The sequence below is a fragment of the Pseudomonas fjordensis genome, from assembly GCF_976987115.1.
Genome location: NZ_OZ336860.1, coordinates 2,851,206 through 2,870,333, shown reverse-complemented (window position 1 = coordinate 2,870,333; position 19,128 = coordinate 2,851,206). Strand labels below are relative to the sequence as shown.

Below are 19,128 nucleotides of genomic sequence, written 5' to 3'. Positions count from 1 at the left end.
AGGGCGTTACCTGAGTAGCGTTGCGTAATAATTGTCAACGGGCTCAGGTTGGAAATGAATGCTGCGTAAAAACCCCTTTAATGCGTGAATGCTGACAGTGCGGTTTCGCCGCTTTATAGCGTCTGCAAAGCGCAATAGCTGCCCATAGGTTTCTTCCATCAACGCCAGGGCAGCGTCAAATACGCCTGCGTCTCCATATTCTCGAATAATCTGTTTTTTTTGATCTGAAGTGAGCGCGCCCTTGACCAGTGCCTTGCCTGCCAAGATCATCAGGAACGACTTTGGCCCACCCTCCAAATCCATGGCGAATCCTTTTTTTTCAAAGTGCGGAATATGATTGATATCGCAATAGTCGTTGACGTAACGATAATAGATGCCCATCAACAGCAGCATCCGTTCAAGCAGAACATAGGTCTGCGTTTCCAACGGTTTCAGACATTGGCAAGCCTTTAACAGAAACACAAAAAAACAGCCGGTATTAGCCTGTGCAATACAGCCATAGTCTTCCAAGGTGGGCAATGTGTCACCTGCACTTGCTTTGGCGTCGAGGTATTGCCCAACATGCAGACGTTCAAGGCTTTCTATACCCGCCCGCACAACATTCAAGTTGTTGAGCTTGGCCAGGAGCTGAAGACCTTCCAGGTACCCATACATCCCCGACACCAGAGCAACCTCCGTACCGTATTGCTTCCATACCGTTGGAACACCACGGCGCACCGTATCCCCATCCAGTAAATCGTCATGAATCAATGAGGAAAGATTCATCTTTTCGATGGCCGCGCAGAGGGTGTGAGTCTGGACAGAAGGCAAGCCGTAGAACACCGAGAGTGCCCACATGAGTTCTGTTCTTACGGCTTTACCGGGGAAACGCTCTTGATAAGCAAAAGGCTCAGACCACTGGGCCCTGGCGTTTAAGTACCAAGTGTCATCGAATGACGAGCAGAAAGGGTTCATCTCATAGGCCTCGTTGTTGACCGCGTGAGCGCCTCAACACTCACTGTCTTCTACGTTCTTCACGTGTAAAAGACCTTCAACCCTGCGCAGGCCACCGCTTTACGTGATCATCATTAACCTTCTGAGAAGGTTAGCCATTTTTTTAAGAGGCACAAGGACACAACATTCCACGGCGCGCAAAAACACAGTCTATTTATTCATAAGGTTCAGCGCATCGATTCCAAATCCCTATTGAGAGCGCACCAGACGCTACAACACTGAGTGCTATAACTTGTCTTGCTACTTATCGACGCACTCTAACGTTACAGGTTACATCGTATGTCAGCGCGATCAGGCTCGCGGGGAAGAACCTCGCCCTCTTCACCACGCCTTGATGTCCAACACCCCATCGGCCCCTTTCATTTACCCCGATGGCTTGAGACGGCGACTTATCCTTTGAGCCCCTTTGCGCAAGAGGCTCAGCAGCACACACGCCAATGGCTCAAGAATATGGGGCTGGAACAAACATCCCGCGCAACCCATCAATTGGACATCTACATTCCCGGTTTGTATGCCGGTTATATGTGGAGTGACGCGCCACTTGAGTTATTACTCATTCTGTCTGATCTGGTGGGATGGTTCAGTTGCCAGGACGATCTCGCCGACGAAGACTGCAATGACCCCGAAGCTCTCGAACGCCTGATTCGAGGTGTCTACGCAAGAGCGTTCACGCGCGCGAGCACACCCCGAGAACCGTTGGCCAATGCACTCACAGACATCATGCGACGCGCGTCACGCTTGATGCCCTCGCTCTGGCAGCAGCGAGTGGCCGAGCAATACTTGACCTACCTGGTTCCTTGCACCACCGCGCTGATGCATCGCCTTCATAACACGCAGCCGGGGGTAGAAGGTTATGAGGCTCTGTGGCAAAACGCCGGCGGTTTTCAAGTCTGTCTGGAGTTCACCTACCTGGTGCAGAACATTCAATTATCGTCCTCGCTTTACTACAGCCACCCCTGGCAAGACCTGCGAAACCTGGCTTTGAAACTCTTCAAGGCAGTTAACGATTTGTTGTCTTTTCAGATCATGGAAAACCCTGATGAAGACATCTACAACCTACTGACTCACCTCAGGCACACCCAGGGCCAATCGGCGCTGCAGGCCGCAGCCGAGGTGTCACAGCGGATTGAACAATGGGCGAAAAGCTTCGCAACGGCGCAAGCCGAGTTGCCCAAACGCCTGGATGCGCTGGGCTACGACACGCGAGCTCAAGAACAGGCAATGACCTGTGCTCAAGCCCTGCATAACCAATGGCGCGGCAACATTGCCTGGCATCTGGCCGTACCGCGGTATCGGGAACTGCGCTTCAAGGGTCAATAACCGGCTGCGCTTACATCCCCAGCCACGGCATCGCCGCGCGCATGGAGCAAGCCCACGTGCGCGTTTGTCCTGCGGTGTTTGAGGTTCGGTGGCCTCTAGGTACAATCACCGCCCTCTCCCACTCCCCCAAGGATCCGCCATGTCCGGGCTTGAACTGTTTGCCGCCGCCCTGGGGGTGATCGCCGTTTGGCTGACGGTCAAACAAAACCCCTGGTGCTGGCCCATCGGCTTGGTGATGGTGCTGCTCTACACTTGGGTGTTCTTTGAGGTCAAGCTCTACTCCGACATGCTCCTGCAAGTGGTCTATGCGGCCTTGCAGGTGTATGGCTGGTGGCAGTGGACCCGCGCTGGCGAGGTCAAGCAAGGCCGCCAGGTCACCAGCCTGAAAGCGCCGGCAATCATGGCCAGCCTGGCTGTGGGTGCCGTTGGCAGTCTGCTGCTGGGCGCCGCCATGGCCCACTGGACCGACGCCGCCCAGCCTTGGCTCGACGCCGCGCTCACCGGTTTCAGCCTGGTGGCGCAAATGTGGATGGCGCAAAAACGTGTGCAGTGCTGGGCATTGTGGATCGTGGTGGATGTGATCTTCGTCGGCCTGTTCCTTTACAAAGGCCTCTACCTCACCGCCGCGCTCTACGCACTGTTTACCGTGATTGCCGTGCAAGGCTGGCGCGAGTGGCGCGCCGACCCGGCGTTGCGCGCATGAAGGTGGTGGTATTGGCAGGCCCCGAATCCAGCGGCAAGAGCTGGCTGGCGGCGCAGTTGCACGCGCACTTCGGCGGGTTGATGGTAGGGGAATATGTGCGCTACTTCATCGATCAGCATCAGCGCGACACCACCCTGGCGGATATCCCGGCCATTGCCCAAGGCCAGTTGGCCTGGGAGGACGCCGCCCGCGCCAAACGCCCCGCGTTGCTGATCCTCGACACCCACCTGCTCACCAACAGGCTCTGGAGCCAGACCCTGTTCGGCGACTACCCCGGCTGGCTGGATGACGAACTCCTGGCGCGGCATTACGACCTGCACCTGCTGCTCTCCCCCGAAGACGTGGAATGGAGTGCCGACGGCCAGCGCTGCCAGCCGGAACTGGCGGATAGGCAGGCGTTTTTCCAGGCCAGTCTGGAATGGATGCAGCAGCACCAACAGCCACTGGTGGTGATTCGCGGGGGCTGGGAACAACGGCGCCAGGCGGCGTTTGCCGCGGTAACGCAGTTGCTGTAGGAGCGAGCTTGCTCGCGAAAAACGTCAACGATAACGCGTGTTTTCTGGATAAACGCGGCGCCTGTGAGTGTTTCGCGAGCGAGCTCCTACAGGATGATGTTGGGGCGTGCCCCTTTACTCGGCATACGCCCACGTCATCCGAAACGACGCCCCGCCCCATTCCGAATCCAGCACCTCAACTTGCCCGCCATGCCACTGGCTGACACGCTTGACCAGCGCCAGGCCCAGGCCAAACCCGCCCGTGCGGCGGTCGCGGCTGGTGTCAAGGCGCAGGAAGGGTTCGAATATCTTGGTGCGGCCCTCCAGCGGCACCCCCGGCCCATCGTCGTTGACCCGCACTTCGTAACCGCTGCCAAACTTGACCAGCGACACTTCCACACGGTGGTCGGCATAACGAATGGCGTTGCGCAGCAGGTTGATCACGGCCCGCGCCATAAAGCGTGGCTCGATCTGGATAACGTCCACCTCGCAGGTGCGCAACGACAGCTGCACCCCTTGCGCCTCGGCCTCCAGGGCCACGGCGCCTATAACACTGTCGAGCCAACTGTGGGCCTCGATATGCTCGCGGGTGACCTGGGTGGCGCCTGGCTCCAGGCTTGCGTAGGTCAATAGTTCGGAGACCATTTCTTCCAGCTCACCGAGGTCGGCGTACATGTCGTTGATCAACGCTCGGCTTTGCCGTGGGTCGCTCTGCTGTCTGAGTTGATCAAGCTCGAATGACAACCGCGCAATCGGCGTGCGCAATTCATGGGACACCGCGTTGGTGAGTTCGCGCTGGTTGGCGATCAAACCCTCAATGCGCTCGGCCATCTGGTTGAAATGCCCGGCCAGGGAACGCACGGTGGAACGGCTCGGCAGCAAGATGCGCGAGCCCAGGTCGTTGTCACCGAAACGTTGCGCCGCGAGGCGAATGTGCTCCAGGTCGCGCCAGTGTGGGCGCACCCAGAAATACAGGACAATGGCCAGGCTCACGCCTAGGAAGCCGTAGGCCCACAGGTACAACCACTTGGGTTCTTCCGGCAGTTTGATTTCGAGCAATTGGGGGCCGTCGTCGATAGGCGCGAGAAACTTCATGAAGTCTTCGCGCACCACCACCTGACCAGCCGCCAGGAGTTTCTGCTCGCGCTCGCTCAACTGCTGGTTGTCGCGTTGCACCAGTTTGAGTCGCAAGCCGTAATGCGGCTGCAGTTCGTCCAGGCGTGCCTGGCGCGCCTCTGCCGGCACGGGGCGCAGCTGTTCCACCAGGGCCCACGCCGGGCCGCGCAGGGCTTCACGGTTGTAGGTCTCGTTGGACTCGGGCATGTAGGTGTCCAGGCCGAAGTTCACCAGCCAGATCGACCCGGCGAGGCCGAGCGCGAGAATCAAATAGAGGCGCAGATACAAACGCAGCATCTACACCTCCCACGCGAACGGATTGAACAGGTAACCCTTGCCCCAGATGGTCTTGATGCACACCGGCTCGCGGGGGTTGTCATTGAGCTTGCCGCGCAGTTTGCTGATGTACACGTCTACGCTGCGGTTCAGCCCATCAAAGGCAATGCCGCGCATGCGGTTGAGGATATCGTCACGGGACAGAACCTTGCCCGAGCTGCTGGCCAGCAACCACAGCAACTCGAACTCCATGGTGGTGAGGTCAATGGTTTCGTCGCCCAGACGCACCACCCGGCAACTGCGATCAATCGACAAGCGGCCGAACTCCAGAGCGCCGCGCACCGTGGGCTCTGGCACCTGGCGGCGCTGCAACGCACGCAGGCGCGCCAGCAACACCGGCGGTTTGATCGGCTTGATCACGTAATCGTCAGCACCGGACTCAAGGCCAAGGATATGGTCCAGGTCATCTTCCTTGGCGGTGAGGATTACGATGGGCGTGTCCGACACGTTGCGAATCTCGCGACAGACATGCAGCCCACTCTGCCCCGGCAGCATCAGATCGAGCACGACGATCTTCGGCTTGAAATCCACGAACGCCGCCAGGGCTTCATCGCCCCGATGCACCACCCGAACCTCGAACCCATGTTGCGACAAAAAATGCGAGACCAGCGCTGCCAGCTTTTCATCGTCCTCAACGAGCAGGACCTTGCCCAGACCCAGGTTTTCCATAAGTTCTCAGTGTGGATGCGCGGATTGAAAAAGGGCCATTATAGGTGGCAAGCTGGCCGACAGAAGCCGCTGGCCAGCACCCAGCGAAGAAGCTTCATGCTTTTAAGAGTTTTTAACAAATAGCCTGCACTTTTTAACGCCATTGACAGGGAGTTCCATGCGTAAGGATTACCTGGCGTTCTTCATTTCGCTGTTCCTGTCACGGCTGGCCGACCAGGTATTGCTGTTTATCGTGCCCCTGATCGTGTTCCAGACCACTCAAAGCGTGTCGTGGGCGGGGCTGGCGTTTTTTGTCGAGTCGCTGCCGCGTTACCTGGCGTTTCCGGTATGCGGTGCGCTGTGCGACAGGTTTTCACCGGTGCGTATCCTGCATATCAGCCAGGTGTATCGGGCCTTGGCATGTGTGGTGGCGATGGCGTGCTATGGGCTGTTCGACGGCATCCATTGGCTGGTGATGCTGTCCGCGTTGTGCGGCGTATTGACCACCCAGGGCATCATGGCGCGGGAAGTGGTGATGCCGCATATCTTCGGGCAGTACACCTACGCCAAGACCTTGTCCTATTCGCAAATCGCCGACCAGAGTGGCCTGGTGCTCGGCCCGTTGGTGGCGGCGCTGATGCTGGAAGTCTGGGCGTGGCCTTGGGTGGTGCTGGGGGTGGCCGTGCTGTTTGTGCTGGCGGACCTGGCAATGCTGATCTGGCAGCGCAACACCACGGTGACCCTGGAAATACACCAACAGCACCCGGGTATCTGGCTGCAACCCCTGCGCACCGCCTTTGGCCATATCCTCAACCGGGTGGAGTTGAAGCGCATCATCGTCCTGGCGGTCGGCGTGAACCTGATAGTCGGCGTGACGCTGGCCACCTCGGCCGCCCTGGTCACCGGCCACTACGCGGCGGGCAAAGACGCCTATGCCCTGCTGCAAGCCGCCGGGGCGCTGGTGACCATCGCTATTCTGTTCTACTTGGCGCGCTCATCACTGAAGCTGAAGGTGCTGGGCGGGCTGTCGTATTCGATGATCACCGTCGGCGCGCTGATAACCGCGCTCAGCCCCGGCGTGTGGGCCTACGCGGTGGGCTTCCTGCTGGTGAGCGGCTTCGACAAGATGTTCAACGTGTATCTTCGCAGCACCCGTCAACGGGTGATCCCGGTGCAGGATTTCGGCAAGACAGTCGGCGTGATGACCTTGCTCAACAACCTGGCCCAGCCCCTGGCAGGCTTGATGATTGCCGTGCTGGCGGCGCCTTTGGGCACGCCAACGGTGATCCTGCTGCTGGCGGGGATCACCGCCTTGATCGGTGTGGCCGTGGCCTCAGGCTGGCACGCCACTGTGAAAGCGGAACTCGACGTCGGGTGATTCGATCAGGTCCTGCTCGGTGGCCCGCACCCGCTCGATCACCTGAGCGATGTCCTTGGCGTCGCCGTACTGGTAAGCCAGCTTCAAGTAACCCTGGAAGTGCCGCGCCTCGCTCTTGAGCAAGCCGAAGTAGAACTTGCCGAGTTCTTCGTCCAAATGCGGCACCAGTGCTTCGAAACGTTCGCAACTGCGCGCTTCGATAAAGGCGCCTACCACCAGGGTATCCACCAGCTTGACCGGCTCATGGCTGCGCACCACCTTGCGCAAGCCCGAGGCATAACGCCCGGCGTGCAGTTGACGCAGTTCGACCTTGCGCTTTTTCATCAGGCGCATGACCTGCTCGTGGTGCACCAACTCTTCGCGGGCCAGGCGCGACATCATGTTGATCAGGTCAACGTGGCCGTAGTACTTGGCTATCAGGCTCAAGGCGGTGCTGGCGGCTTTGAATTCGCAGTTCTTGTGGTCGATCAGCAGGGTTTCCTGATCGGCCAATGCGGCCTGTACCCAGGCATCAGGGGTGCGGCAGCCGAGGAATTCATGGATTTCGGGCAGGTTCATCGGGCTCACGGGCAAAGGATACAAAAGGACGCCGATTATACCGACCCCGCTGCAGACCACCAGCCACCGGCCTTGATGTGTATCAACATGACGGCTGCCGGCCAGCAACTATAGTTATCCAACGCCCGCCCTTTTTGGAGATCCCGACCATGCAAGCCATCCGCAGCATCCTGGTGGTCATCGAGCCCGAGCACTCCGAAAGCCTGGCACTCAAGCGTGCCAAGCTGATTGCCGGGGTGACCGACGCGCACCTGCACTTGCTGGTCTGTGACAAGAAACACGAACATTCGGCGCTGCTGAGCCTGCTCAAGCAAGGCTTGACGGAAGACGGCTACAGCGTCACCACCGAGCAAGCGTGGAACGACAGCCTGCATGAAACCATCATCGATGTGCAGCAAGCCGAAGGCTGCGGCCTGGTGATCAAACAGCACTTTCCCGACAGCCAGCTGAAAAAAGCCCTGCTGACCCCGGCGGACTGGAAGTTGCTGCGCTATTGCCCAACGCCAGTGTTGCTGGTCAAGACCGCTACGCCCTGGGCGGGCGGCGTGATCCTGGCGGCCATCGACGTGGGCAACACAGACGGCGAACACCGCTCGCTGCACAACTCGATCATCGACCATGGCTTTGATATCGCCAGCCTGGCCAAGGCCAAATTGCATGTCATCAGCGCTCACCCGTCGCCCATGCTGTCGGCGGCCGACCCGACCTTTCAGCTCACGGAAACCATCGAGGCGCGTTACCGCGAGCAATGCAAGGCATTCCAGGCTGAGTTCGACGTAGACGACAGCCACCTGCATATCAAGGAAGGCCCAGCCGATGTGCTGATCCCGCATATGGCCCATCAATTACAGGCGGCGGTGACCATTATCGGCACGGTGGCGCGCACGGGGATTTCCGGCGCGTTGATCGGCAATACGGCGGAGGTGGTGCTGGATGCGGTGCAAAGCGATGTGCTGGTGCTAAAACCGCAGACGCTCATGGATCAACTGGAAGAGCTGGCGACCAAACCCTGACCCTGAAGATCAACTGTAGGAGCGAGCTTGCTCGCGAAAAACGCCAACGATAACGCGCGCTTCCTGAATAAACGCGGCGTCTTTAAGTTTTTCGCGAGCAAGCTCGCTCCTACATTGACCGCGCCCGTCAGTTACCCAGCGCATCTTTCAAGAACCCCGGCGCGATATAGCGCTGGTAATGCGCCTCGGACAAGATAAAGAACTCGCGATCAATGGCATCGCGCAGTTCAGGCAGCGCCCAGTCGCGAAACTCCGGCAACAGCACCATGCCATAGGCCTCCAGGTTATTGATCACCCGGGCCCCACGGGCGATCAACTGGTAGGCCCAGCAATACTCGGACTGGTGCGGCACAAAGCGAATCTTGCGTTGCTCCAACTGCCCGCGCAGGGTCTTAGGGTCGAAAACCTCCACTTTGCCAGCCATGACCTGCACCAACAGCTGCTCAAGCCTGAGCCAGACCGCGCGTTTTTCCTCTTCGTTATAGCCATTCCACTGGATCACTTCATGGTGGAAACGCTTGCATCCACGGCACACGAGATCGCCGTAGACCGTGGAACACAGGCCGACGCAGGGAGTTTTGATGGTTTGGTTGGGCATGGGCAACGACACGCAAATCCGCGAAACAGTGCGCCATGTTAGCCCTTTGTCTAAGGTTGATCACCCAGCAAACTTGAGCAGGCAACTTACCTTTAGATTTTTTTTGCCGTAGAATCACCCGGCCTTGTAAGGCGCCAATAATCCGCTGGAAGCTGTTTTCAAAGCGTCACGAGCACAGTCGTTCCTTCAGAACGGTGTTGGCGCAGGTTCGACCCGGTAGGTCAGAGCCCGCGCCAACCCTCATCAGCTCCGTTCTGCAGGCGTAAAACTTTGAAAGCAGCTTCTGTAAGGAATGCCGGCAGCGCTGGCTTTGTGGCCCAAAAAGCCCCCGAGCGCATGCGTGCCGTTCATTTCTGGATGAGCGTCCCGTGGGACCACTGATGAGGGTAATAACTGTGCTTGAAGCCTACCGCAAACATATCGAAGAGCGTGCAGCACTGGGTATCGTTCCCCAGCCGCTTAACGCCGAACAAACCGCAGGCCTGGTCGAGCTGCTGAAAAATCCTCCGGCTGGCGAAGAAGAATTCCTCGTTGACCTGATCACCAACCGCATTCCACCAGGCGTTGACGAAGCCGCTTACGTCAAGGCCGGTTTCCTGTCTGCCCTGGCCAAGGGCGAAGCCACTTCCCCCCTGATCGACAAGAAACGCGCTGTTGAACTGCTCGGCACCATGCAAGGCGGCTACAACATCGTGACGTTGGTCGAGCTGCTGGACGACGCCGAACTGGCGCCCGTCGCGGCCGCCCAGCTCAAGCACACCCTGCTGATGTTCGATGCGTTCCACGACGTCGCCGAAAAAGCCCGCAACGGCAACGAACACGCCAAAGGCGTGATCCAGTCCTGGGCTGATGGCGAGTGGTTCCGCAACCGCCCTACCCTGGCCGACAAGATCAGCCTGCGCGTCTTCAAGGTCACCGGCGAAACCAACACCGACGACCTGTCGCCTGCGCCGGATGCCTGGTCCCGCCCTGACATCCCGCTGCACGCCCTGGCCATGCTGAAAATGGCCCGTGAAGGCATCGTGCCGGACGAGCAAGGCAAGACCGGCCCGATGAAGCAGATCGAAGAGATGCGCGGCCAAGGCTTCCCGATCGCCTACGTGGGCGACGTGGTCGGTACCGGTTCGTCGCGTAAATCGGCAACCAACTCGGTGCTGTGGTTCTTCGGTGACGACGTGCCTTACGTGCCGAACAAGCGTGCCGGCGGTTTCTGCTTCGGCAGCAAGATCGCTCCGATCTTCTACAACACCATGGAAGATGCTGGCGCACTGCCAATCGAATTCGACGTCACCAACATGAACATGGGCGACGTGATCGACCTGTACCCGCATGCTGGCAAAGTCTGCAAGCACGGCACCGACGAAGTCCTGACCACCTTCGAAATGAAGACCCCGGTGCTGTTGGACGAAGTCCGCGCTGGCGGCCGTATCCCGCTGATCATCGGCCGTGGCCTGACCGACAAGGCCCGCGCTGAGCTGGGCCTGGGCCCAACCGACCTGTTCAAGCTGCCTGAAGCGCCTGTCGACACTGGCAAAGGCTTCACCCTGGCACAGAAAATGGTCGGCAAGGCCTGCGGCCTGCCAGAAGGCAAAGGCGTTCGTCCAGGCACTTACTGCGAGCCGAAGATGACCACCGTGGGGTCCCAGGACACCACCGGCCCAATGACCCGTGATGAACTCAAAGACCTGGCGTGCCTGGGCTTCTCGACCGACCTGGTGATGCAGTCCTTCTGCCACACCGCGGCTTACCCGAAGCCGATCGACGTGACCACCCACCACACCCTGCCTGACTTCATCATGACCCGTGGCGGTGTATCGCTGCGTCCAGGCGACGGCATCATCCACAGCTGGCTGAACCGCATGCTGCTGCCGGACACCGTCGGTACCGGTGGCGACTCCCACACCCGTTTCCCGATGGGCATCTCGTTCCCGGCCGGTTCTGGCCTGGTCGCATTTGCCGCCGCCACCGGCGTCATGCCGCTGGACATGCCGGAATCGATCCTGGTGCGCTTCAAAGGCAAGATGAAGCCTGGCATCACCCTGCGTGACCTGGTTCATGCCATTCCTTACTACGCGATCCAGGCTGGCCTGCTGACCGTAGAGAAGAAAGGCAAGAAGAACGCCTTCTCTGGCCGCATCCTGGAAATCGAAGGCCTGAACGACTTGACGCTGGAACAGGCTTTCGAGCTGTCCGACGCCTCGGCTGAACGTTCGGCTGCCGGTTGCACCATCAAGCTGTCCAAAGAGTCCGTCACCGAATACCTGAACTCCAACATCACCCTGCTGCGCTGGATGATCGGCGAAGGCTACGGCGATGCACGCACCCTGGAACGTCGCGCCCAAGCGATGGAAGCCTGGGTTGCCAACCCAGAACTGATGGAAGCCGATGCCGACGCCGAATACGCCGAAATCATCGAGATCGACCTGGCGGAAATCAACGAGCCGATCCTCTGCGCGCCAAACGACCCGGACGACGCCCGTCTGCTGTCCAGCGTCGCTGGCGAGAAGATCGACGAAGTGTTCATCGGTTCGTGCATGACCAACATCGGTCACTTCCGCGCTGCCGGTAAACTGCTGGAGCAGGTCAAGGGCCAGCTGCCAACCCGTCTGTGGCTGTCGCCGCCGACCAAGATGGACGCTCATCAACTGACCGAAGAAGGCTACTACGGCATCTACGGCAAGGCTGGCGCACGCATGGAAATGCCAGGCTGCTCGCTGTGCATGGGTAACCAGGCACGCGTTGAGCCAAACTCCACCGTGGTGTCGACCTCGACGCGTAACTTCCCGAACCGCCTGGGTGATGGTGCCAACGTCTACCTGGCGTCGGCTGAGCTGGCGGCCGTGGCCTCTACCCTGGGTCGCCTGCCGACCGTCGAAGAGTACATGGGCTACGCGGCGAAACTGGACACCATGGCCAGTGACGTCTACCGCTACCTGAACTTCGACCAGATCGCTGAGTTCCGCAAGATCGCAGCGAGCGCCAACATCCCGGTGATTCAAGCTTAACGGTGTGTTGATGTGAAAAACGCCGCGTATCGCAAGGTACGCGGCGTTTTTTTATGCCTGGAACTAACCATTACTGCCAACACAAAACAAATGTGGGAGCTGCGGACCCTGTGGCGAGGGAGCTTGCTCCCGGGACGGCCTGACAGACGATGCTGATCTAACTGACGCAACGCGATCCAAATGTGGGAGCTGGCTTGCCTGCGATGACGGCCTGCCAGCCGGCGCCTATCTACCTGACACCCCGCGATCCAACTGTGTGCGGGCTTGCTCGCGAAGGCGGCCTGGCAGTCAACACAGTTGGACCGGGTACATATCCGTTATTTAGGTAACGGCCACTTAGGGTTCCGCCCTGACGGCGGCTCACTTTTGAACAGCGCAAAAGTAAGCAAAACGCTCTTGCCCCACCACTCGGCACCTCGCCTAGGCTCGGTGTGCCCGTAATCCGCCAGTGATTTGGGGGGCCGCCGCCACGCGCCATCCATGGCGCGGGGCGGCTAAACCGGCATCCCTGCCGGTTTACCCCCCAAATCCCTGTCGAATTCCGGCCAGCGTGGTTTAACGGGGCGCTTAAGATCAAAAGCAGATCAAGATCAAGAGCGGCTCGCTTCGCATCGTGGTTACCGTGTGCTGCTACAGCCCACAAAGTTGTGTAGATACCTATGCTGGACAGTCAGATAGACCGCATCAGGGCTCAAGCAACCAGCGAATACACCAACGCCGTAATGGCAACCAAACCAACCGCAGTCACAAACACATTTGACGCCTGCCCACGGTACTTGGCCATGGCCGGCACCTTGCGGATGGCGTACATCGGCATCAGGAACAGAATCGACGCAATCACCGGCCCACCCAGGGTCTCGATCATGCCGAGGATGCTCGGGTTAAGCGTGGCGACGATCCAGCACACCACCAGCATGAAGGCTGCGGTCATGCGGTCCAGGGTCTTGGGCGCCGGACGGCGGCCAGTCTTGACCACCAGGCCCTTGAGGCCCTCGCTGGCGCCGATGTAGTGGCCCAGGAAGGACTTGGCAATCGCCACAAACGCAATCAACGGTGCGGCAAAGGCAATCGTCGGGTTATCGAAGTGGTTAGCCAGATACGACAGGATCGACAGGTTCTGCGCTTTCGCTTCAGCTAACTGTGCGGGCGACAGGGTCAGCACGCAACTGAACACAAAGAACAGCACCATCGCCACCATCAGCAAGTGCGCGCGGGACAGGATCTGCGAACTGCGTTCCTCGGCGTGGGCACCGTACTGGCGCTTCTGATCCACCGCAAAGGCCGAGATGATCGGTGAATGGTTGAACGAGAACACCATCACCGGAATCGCCAGCCACAGCGTGTTGAGCAACGCAGACGGTGCCGGCACTTCGCTCGCGGTGCTGAGAATGCCGCCATTCCAGTGCGGTACCAGGTACACCGCCAGGAACAGCAAGGCGACAATAAACGGATACACCATCAGGCTCATGGCCTTGACGATCACCTGCTCACCGCAACGCACCACGGCCAGCAGACCCAGGATCAACACAAACGCCAGGATCGCCCGCGGCGGCGGCAGGATATGCAGCTGGTGCTCCATGAAGCTGCTGACGGTATTGGTCAGCGCCACGCTGTAGATCAGCAGGATGGGGAAGATCGCAAAGAAGTACAGCAAGGTGATCAATGCACCGGCCTTGATACCGAAATGCTCTTCAACCACGTCGGTGATGTCGGAACCTTCACGGCCGGACAGCACGAAACGGGTCAGCCCACGGTGGGCAAAGAACGTCATCGGGAAGGCCAGCAACGCCAGGATCACCAGCGGCCAGAAGCCCCCCAGGCCCGCGTTGATCGGCAAGAACAAAGTACCGGCGCCAATGGCGGTACCGAATAGCCCGAGCATCCAGGTAGTGTCCTGGCGGCTCCAGCTTGTGAGCGTTGCAGGTGTCGTTGCATAGCGTTCGTCGACGCTATTGGCCTGATCATTCATCCGGTCGGATCTCCGCATTCACACGGCCAGCACGAGTCAGAAAAACCTGACAGGCAGCGCCCTGGCCGAAACAAGGGCCGGATTGTCCGGGATTCTCTTGGAGAAGCAAAGACTTAGCTGAGGAATGGTTAGGCGGTGCAGACGTTCAGAGGCCGTCCCGAGGGAAGGATTTGGATGACCGAGAAGTCAAACGGAAAGTAGCTCTTTACTATTAAGCGCTAAACATACAAGAAAAGTCCGACAACAAGCTCAGAATTAACCTCCTTCAAAAACATATTATTACTCATACAACACCTCAACTGTTACAGAACCATACACAGCTATTGAGCGTGCACAAACTCACAAACTAATATCTTCGCGCACCGACCAAAAACACGATAACAACACTTAGTCAACACTCAAGGAGTTTGACAATGCGAAGACTCACCCTTGCAGTTACCGGCCTGCTCTTTGCAGGCTTATTAGGCGCGCCTGCCACTTACGCCAAGCCTGTTGAACCCGAGGCGGATATACGTGCCCTGGCCTCATCGCCCCAATGGCTGACCACCAAAGTCTATATAGAGGGTGAACCAGAAAACGACGTCAAGGCCCAGTACCCCGGTGTGGTGGGCATATCGATGTGGGATCCGCAGCGCAATCGTTATGAGTTCTTCTACACCGATACAGGACGCTCGAAACACCCTGACGGAGGGGGCGGCTATTTCCTGGTCACTGGCGACAAACAGACCCACATCCTGGTGCCTGACCTTGGCCCGCACCGCACCATCGTCAGAAGGCTGGAAAAACTGGACAGCACCGAGTTCACGTATTCTCGCGAAGTCCCTCGCGACATGGTAGCGACCAACCCTCCGGTTAGAATTTACGTTGTACATGCCCCTTACACAGGGCCGATAAAGACTCACATGTCAAACTAGTTGAATACCTTCTTTATACCCAGCCATATAAACCAACAACAAAAGAGACACTTCATGATAAAGACATATATTTCATTCAAATCGCTATTAATGCCTGCACTGCTGGCAGCCGTGCTGTTACCCAGCGCAACTACGCTACAGGCCAGCACGACACTGCCCACTAAAAGCATCGCCGCCACGCCAGATAACACCGTCATGTTGACCGTGTTTCTTAAACACGATCAATCACGACCGCTCAGCGAATTGAAAGCCCAGCTGGCCAAGCAGGAATTTCATAAAGTCTTCCCGCCGGAAGGTGTCGAAGTCGTCAGCTGGAATATCACCATGGGCATCGGGCAAGTCATTGTGCTGCGCCTGCCGGCGTCGCGCCTGGCTCAAGTCAACCTGGCCATCGAGAACACGGCGTGGGGTGTCTACAAGACAGAATTCTTCCCGACGTACGATTTCATGCCGATCGCGCAAAGAGAGCGAGCCCAGGCACGGCAAACGGGGACTGCGCAGTAGCTGGCGCACTCGCTAAGTGGCCGAGGTGCCCAGGTTTGGATTGCGCAGCTCGCTTTGTATGGCGTTCTGCGCAATAGCCAGTTTTTCTAACAATTCAGAGGTTTCGTGGGCCGTCAGCGCCATAAGTGGGAGGTCCCAGTCATAGTTCTTGATGACGTTTATCCGAAAACCACCCGCCGCATCAAATTCTGGGTACCAACCCACATCCAGTAACAATCCCTCGGCGAACTCCACCTGGAGCATATCTTCCTTTAACAGATCGACCTGCTTGGCCACTGCAATATCCTGCAGGTGCGACAGATCGTCATGGGTGACTGTGCCACCGGTAAAGTTAAGCGAGATCAATTTGTTAACCTCCTGAATTCCTGTTCAGAAATCGGGTGACCATGAATAGCACCAGCGCTGAGCTCTATCCGCACCCAGCGGCTGAGTTTGCCATGGCTGGCCCCAATGCAGTGGGAGAACTCCATCACTTTCCAAGGTTTTCCTTGCGCAAAAAAGCGGGCGCGAATGGACGGCCTGTAAAATCAGACAGGCCTTACGAGCGAAGAAATTTTTCCACCGCAATAAAACGCTCTGTCTTACAAATCCCGCATACTCATGCTCTCAAACCCTTCAGGAAGAGCCTTGCGATGCCCACCACTGTTCTGGTCCTGGTTGAAACCATCAACGAATACCTGCAAATCATCGAAAGCAGTGACTTCCATGTGATCCTGGCGCCGACGCCCGCTGAACGCGCCCAGGCGATCAAGACCCATGGTGGGCAGATCCAGGCTGTGCTGACCCGTGGCCCGCTGGGGCTGTACGCCGAGGAAATCGCCGCGCTGCCCCTGCTGGAGATCATTTGCGTGATTGGTGCCGGCTACGAGCATGTAGACCTGCAGGCGGCGAGCAACCGTGGGATTGTGGTTACCAACGGCGCCGGCGTGAACGCCCCTTCGGTGGCCGATCACGCCATGGCGTTGTTGCTGGCGCTGGTGCGTGGCATTCCCCAGACAGATGCGGCGGTACGGCGCGGCGAATGGCCGAAGGTGATGCGCCCTTCCCTCAGCGGTAAACACCTGGGGATTGTCGGGCTGGGCGCGGTGGGTATGGAAATTGCCCGGCGCGCCGCCCTGGGGTTCGGCATGGAGGTGAGTTATCACAACCGCCAACCCCGCGATGACGTGGATTACACCTATTGTGCAACGGCCGTGGAGCTGGCGCGCACCTCGGACTTCCTGGTGCTGGCCACGCCCGGCGGTGCCAGCACTCGCCACCTGATCGACCGCCACGCCCTGGACGCCCTGGGGCCGCACGGTTTTCTGGTCAACATTGGCCGCGGCAGCGTGGTGGTGACCGCCGACCTGGTCGCCGCACTGGAACAGCGACGCATCGGCGGCGCTGCGCTGGACGTGTTTGACGACGAACCCGCAGTGCCCGATGCCCTCAAGCGCCTGAGCAATACCGTGCTGACGTCCCACGTGGCCGGGCTGTCCCCGGAAGCGGTCCATGACACGGTGCAGCGCGTCGCTGACAACCTGGTGGAATACTTCGCCGGCCGCCCCGTGCTTACACCGGTGGCCTTGCCAGCGCCTGCAAAATGACCGATCAGGCACGCTGATCACGCTTCAACACGCTAACCTATTAAGCCGCCCCGACCTTGTCGCTGGGCGGCTGTGCGCATTAGATTAGGAAATAGTCCAAGGCCTTTAGAATAAGCAGAAGGGATAAGCATGGCGCTGAACGACCAATCGACCCAGATTCGCCCAGGCGAAGAACTTGATGCCAGCCTGATCGATCCCTACCTCAAGGCCCATATCCCGGGCTTGGAGGGCACGCCCACCATCAGCCAGTTTCCGGGCGGTGCGTCGAACCTGACCTACCTGCTGGAATACCCAGGCCAGGAATTTGTGCTGCGTCGCCCGCCGTTTGGCCACAAGGCCAAGTCTGCCCACGACATGGGCCGCGAATACCGCATTCTCAACCAGCTTAAAGATGGCTTCCCGTACTGCCCCAAAGCCTATGTGCACTGCACCGATGAATCGGTGATCGGCGCCGAGTTCTATGTGATGGAGCGCGTCAACGGCATCATCCTGCGTTCCGACCTGCCGCCCGAACTGGGCCTGGACGCCACTCGCACCGAAGCCTTATGCAAAAGCTTTATCGACAAATTCGTTGAGCTGCACCAGGTTGACTACACCGCGTGCGGCCTGGCCGACCTGGGCAAGCCTGAAGGCTACGTGGCACGGCAGATTCGCGGCTGGAGTGAGCGCTATGAAAAAGCCCTGACGCCCGATGCGCCAAAATGGGAGGCGGTACGCGCCTGGCTCAACGACAAAATGCCAGCCGATCACCCCACCTCCAGCATCGTGCACAACGATTACCGCTTCGACAACGTGATCCTCGACCCGCACAACCCGATGCAGATCATCGGCGTGCTGGACTGGGAGTTGACCACCCTGGGCGACCCGCTGATGGACCTGGGCAACACCCTCGCCTACTGGATCGAGGCCGCGGACCCGGCGCCGGTGCAACTGATGCGCCGCCAGCCGAGCAACGCCCCCGGCATGCTCACCCGCCGCCAGTTTGTCGACTACTACGCCGAGCGCTCCGGCATCCAGATCGACAATTTCGATTTCTATTACACCTACGGCCTGTTCCGCCTGGCCGGGATTGTGCAGCAGATCTACTACCGCTTCTTCCATGGCCAGACCCAGGACAAACGCTTTGCGCAGTTCATTCACATGAACAAGCTGCTGGAGCAGATGAGCCTGAACGTCATCGGCAAATCTGCGCTCTGAGTGCAACTACAAGGAACCCTCATGTCCAAGACCAACCTGTTCGACCTCGACGGCAAGATTGCGTTTGTTTCCGGCGCCAGCCGTGGCATCGGTGAGGCCATCGCCAAGTTACTGGCCCAGCAAGGCGCCCATGTGATTGTCTCCAGCCGTAAGCTGGAGGGCTGCCAGCACGTGGCCGATGCGATCATCGCCGACGGCGGCAAAGCCACGGCGATTGCCTGTCACATTGGTGAAATGGAGCAGATCAGCCAGGTGTTCGCCGGCATCCGCGAACAGTTCGGCCGCCTGGATATCCTGGTCAATAACGCCGCCACCAACCCGCAGTTCTGCAACGTACTGGACACCGACCTCGGCGCGTTCCAGAAAACCGTCGACGTGAATATCCGTGGTTACTTCTTCATGTCGGTGGAAGCCGGCAAGCTGATGCGCGAGAACGGCGGCGGCAGCATCATCAACGTGGCCTCGATCAACGGTATCTCGCCGGGCGTGTTCCAGGGCATCTACTCGGTGACCAAGGCCGCCGTGATCAACATGACCAAGGTGTTTGCCAAAGAATGTGCGGCCTTTGGCATCCGTTGCAATGCCCTGCTGCCGGGCCTGACCGATACCAAGTTCGCCTCGGCGCTGGTCAAGAACGATTCGATCCTGAACATGGCCCTGGCGCAAATCCCGCTCAAGCGCGTTGCCGCCCCCAGCGAAATGGCCGGCGCGGTGTTGTACCTGGCCAGTGACGCGTCGAGCTATACCACCGGCGTTTCGCTGAATGTGGACGGCGGCTTCTTGTCCTGACCTCACC

The 19,128-nt window shown here is 58.9% G+C and carries 18 protein-coding genes; 11 read left to right on the top strand and 7 right to left on the bottom strand.

Going from position 1 to position 19,128, the window contains the following annotated elements:
* Positions 1 to 6: 6 nt before the first annotated feature.
* Positions 7 to 954 (bottom strand): polyprenyl synthetase family protein, encoded by a 948-nt coding sequence (locus ACWHXD_RS12895; RefSeq protein ID WP_138762577.1) that lies wholly within the window; start codon positions 952 to 954, stop codon positions 7 to 9.
* Between the two features lie 489 nt (positions 955 to 1,443).
* Between ACWHXD_RS12895 and ACWHXD_RS12890 the strand changes: the two genes are divergently transcribed.
* The 3 genes from ACWHXD_RS12890 (at position 1,444) to ACWHXD_RS12880 (ending at position 3,531) form a co-directional block, all read left to right on the top strand.
* On the top strand, positions 1,444 to 2,313 hold the full coding sequence (locus tag ACWHXD_RS12890) for a terpene synthase family protein (RefSeq protein WP_238344571.1): 870 nt from the start codon (positions 1,444 to 1,446) through the stop codon (positions 2,311 to 2,313).
* Between the two features lie 139 nt (positions 2,314 to 2,452).
* The gene (gene pnuC, locus ACWHXD_RS12885; RefSeq protein WP_032892112.1) at positions 2,453 to 3,016 is read left to right on the top strand and encodes a nicotinamide riboside transporter PnuC; all 564 of its coding nucleotides are present in this window, start codon (positions 2,453 to 2,455) and stop codon (positions 3,014 to 3,016) included.
* Complete coding sequence (locus ACWHXD_RS12880) at positions 3,013 to 3,531, top strand: AAA family ATPase (RefSeq protein WP_003190840.1); 519 nt, start codon at positions 3,013 to 3,015, stop codon at positions 3,529 to 3,531. The genes pnuC and ACWHXD_RS12880 overlap by 4 nt, the downstream gene beginning before the upstream one ends.
* Positions 3,532 to 3,645: 114 nt before the next feature.
* On the opposite strand, the gene ACWHXD_RS12875 is transcribed toward ACWHXD_RS12880, so the two are convergent.
* Together ACWHXD_RS12875 and ACWHXD_RS12870 are read right to left on the bottom strand one after the other, a co-directional pair.
* Positions 3,646 to 4,923, bottom strand: a complete 1,278-nt coding sequence (locus ACWHXD_RS12875) for an ATP-binding protein (protein ID WP_098951730.1) — start codon at positions 4,921 to 4,923, stop codon at positions 3,646 to 3,648.
* The gene (locus tag ACWHXD_RS12870; protein WP_032892114.1) at positions 4,924 to 5,631 is read right to left on the bottom strand and encodes a response regulator; all 708 of its coding nucleotides are present in this window, start codon (positions 5,629 to 5,631) and stop codon (positions 4,924 to 4,926) included.
* A gap of 157 nt (positions 5,632 to 5,788) precedes the next feature.
* Between ACWHXD_RS12870 and ACWHXD_RS12865 the strand changes: the two genes are divergently transcribed.
* A complete protein-coding gene (locus tag ACWHXD_RS12865; RefSeq protein ID WP_138762575.1) occupies positions 5,789 to 6,988 on the top strand; it encodes an MFS transporter in 1,200 nt (399 codons plus the stop codon).
* Here the strand turns inward: ACWHXD_RS12865 and ACWHXD_RS12860 are convergent.
* Positions 6,944 to 7,546, bottom strand: a complete 603-nt coding sequence (locus ACWHXD_RS12860) for a MiaE family protein (protein ID WP_138762574.1) — start codon at positions 7,544 to 7,546, stop codon at positions 6,944 to 6,946. The genes ACWHXD_RS12865 and ACWHXD_RS12860 overlap by 45 nt on opposite strands.
* A 149-nt stretch (positions 7,547 to 7,695) precedes the next feature.
* Here ACWHXD_RS12860 and ACWHXD_RS12855 point away from each other — a divergent pair, with 149 nt between their 5' ends.
* Positions 7,696 to 8,559 (top strand): universal stress protein UspL, encoded by an 864-nt coding sequence (locus ACWHXD_RS12855; RefSeq protein WP_138762573.1) that lies wholly within the window; start codon positions 7,696 to 7,698, stop codon positions 8,557 to 8,559.
* 127 nt (positions 8,560 to 8,686) lie between these two features.
* Here ACWHXD_RS12855 and ACWHXD_RS12850 read toward each other — a convergent pair whose 3' ends face one another.
* The gene (locus ACWHXD_RS12850; protein ID WP_032892118.1) at positions 8,687 to 9,157 is read right to left on the bottom strand and encodes a DUF1289 domain-containing protein; all 471 of its coding nucleotides are present in this window, start codon (positions 9,155 to 9,157) and stop codon (positions 8,687 to 8,689) included.
* 395 nt (positions 9,158 to 9,552) lie between these two features.
* On the opposite strand from ACWHXD_RS12850, the gene acnB reads away from it, so the two are divergent.
* Positions 9,553 to 12,162 (top strand): bifunctional aconitate hydratase 2/2-methylisocitrate dehydratase, encoded by a 2,610-nt coding sequence (gene acnB / locus ACWHXD_RS12845; RefSeq protein ID WP_032892119.1) that lies wholly within the window; start codon positions 9,553 to 9,555, stop codon positions 12,160 to 12,162.
* Positions 12,163 to 12,853: 691 nt separating this feature from the next.
* Here acnB and ACWHXD_RS12840 read toward each other — a convergent pair.
* Positions 12,854 to 14,131: a serine/threonine transporter gene (locus tag ACWHXD_RS12840; RefSeq protein ID WP_032892121.1), complete on the bottom strand. Its 1,278-nt coding sequence runs from the start codon at positions 14,129 to 14,131 to the stop codon at positions 12,854 to 12,856.
* 413 nt (positions 14,132 to 14,544) lie between these two features.
* Between ACWHXD_RS12840 and ACWHXD_RS12835 the strand changes: the two genes are divergently transcribed.
* The gene (locus ACWHXD_RS12835; protein ID WP_078803003.1) at positions 14,545 to 15,045 is read left to right on the top strand and encodes a DUF4822 domain-containing protein; all 501 of its coding nucleotides are present in this window, start codon (positions 14,545 to 14,547) and stop codon (positions 15,043 to 15,045) included.
* Positions 15,046 to 15,135: 90 nt separating this feature from the next.
* Positions 15,136 to 15,549, top strand: a complete 414-nt coding sequence (locus ACWHXD_RS12830) for a hypothetical protein (RefSeq protein ID WP_032897465.1) — start codon at positions 15,136 to 15,138, stop codon at positions 15,547 to 15,549.
* 12 nt (positions 15,550 to 15,561) lie between these two features.
* Here ACWHXD_RS12830 and ACWHXD_RS12825 read toward each other — a convergent pair whose 3' ends face one another.
* Positions 15,562 to 15,894, bottom strand: a complete 333-nt coding sequence (locus ACWHXD_RS12825; RefSeq protein WP_032892123.1) for a hypothetical protein — start codon at positions 15,892 to 15,894, stop codon at positions 15,562 to 15,564.
* Positions 15,895 to 16,181: 287 nt separating this feature from the next.
* Between ACWHXD_RS12825 and ACWHXD_RS12820 the strand changes: the two genes are divergently transcribed.
* The 3 genes from ACWHXD_RS12820 (at position 16,182) to ACWHXD_RS12810 (ending at position 19,121) form a co-directional block, all read left to right on the top strand.
* Positions 16,182 to 17,135, top strand: coding sequence for a 2-hydroxyacid dehydrogenase (locus ACWHXD_RS12820; protein WP_098951737.1), 954 nt, complete (start codon positions 16,182 to 16,184; stop codon positions 17,133 to 17,135).
* Between the two features lie 129 nt (positions 17,136 to 17,264).
* Positions 17,265 to 18,332, top strand: coding sequence for a phosphotransferase family protein (locus ACWHXD_RS12815; RefSeq protein ID WP_098951739.1), 1,068 nt, complete (start codon positions 17,265 to 17,267; stop codon positions 18,330 to 18,332).
* 21 nt (positions 18,333 to 18,353) lie between these two features.
* A complete protein-coding gene (locus ACWHXD_RS12810; RefSeq protein WP_138762572.1) occupies positions 18,354 to 19,121 on the top strand; it encodes an SDR family oxidoreductase in 768 nt (255 codons plus the stop codon).
* Positions 19,122 to 19,128 lie beyond the last annotated feature (7 nt).

Coding starts and splice junctions, on each gene's coding strand:
- ACWHXD_RS12895 (WP_138762577.1), bottom strand. CDS start 954: ATGAACCCTTTCTGCTCGTCATTCGATGACACTTGGTACTTAAACGCC.
- ACWHXD_RS12890 (WP_238344571.1), top strand. CDS start 1,444: ATGGGGCTGGAACAAACATCCCGCGCAACCCATCAATTGGACATCTAC.
- pnuC (WP_032892112.1), top strand. CDS start 2,453: ATGTCCGGGCTTGAACTGTTTGCCGCCGCCCTGGGGGTGATCGCCGTT.
- ACWHXD_RS12880 (WP_003190840.1), top strand. CDS start 3,013: ATGAAGGTGGTGGTATTGGCAGGCCCCGAATCCAGCGGCAAGAGCTGG.
- ACWHXD_RS12875 (WP_098951730.1), bottom strand. CDS start 4,923: ATGCTGCGTTTGTATCTGCGCCTCTATTTGATTCTCGCGCTCGGCCTC.
- ACWHXD_RS12870 (WP_032892114.1), bottom strand. CDS start 5,631: ATGGAAAACCTGGGTCTGGGCAAGGTCCTGCTCGTTGAGGACGATGAA.
- ACWHXD_RS12865 (WP_138762575.1), top strand. CDS start 5,789: ATGCGTAAGGATTACCTGGCGTTCTTCATTTCGCTGTTCCTGTCACGG.
- ACWHXD_RS12860 (WP_138762574.1), bottom strand. CDS start 7,546: ATGAACCTGCCCGAAATCCATGAATTCCTCGGCTGCCGCACCCCTGAT.
- ACWHXD_RS12855 (WP_138762573.1), top strand. CDS start 7,696: ATGCAAGCCATCCGCAGCATCCTGGTGGTCATCGAGCCCGAGCACTCC.
- ACWHXD_RS12850 (WP_032892118.1), bottom strand. CDS start 9,157: ATGCCCAACCAAACCATCAAAACTCCCTGCGTCGGCCTGTGTTCCACG.
- ACWHXD_RS12840 (WP_032892121.1), bottom strand. CDS start 14,131: ATGAATGATCAGGCCAATAGCGTCGACGAACGCTATGCAACGACACCT.
- ACWHXD_RS12835 (WP_078803003.1), top strand. CDS start 14,545: ATGCGAAGACTCACCCTTGCAGTTACCGGCCTGCTCTTTGCAGGCTTA.
- ACWHXD_RS12830 (WP_032897465.1), top strand. CDS start 15,136: ATGCCTGCACTGCTGGCAGCCGTGCTGTTACCCAGCGCAACTACGCTA.
- ACWHXD_RS12820 (WP_098951737.1), top strand. CDS start 16,182: ATGCCCACCACTGTTCTGGTCCTGGTTGAAACCATCAACGAATACCTG.
- ACWHXD_RS12815 (WP_098951739.1), top strand. CDS start 17,265: ATGGCGCTGAACGACCAATCGACCCAGATTCGCCCAGGCGAAGAACTT.
- ACWHXD_RS12810 (WP_138762572.1), top strand. CDS start 18,354: ATGTCCAAGACCAACCTGTTCGACCTCGACGGCAAGATTGCGTTTGTT.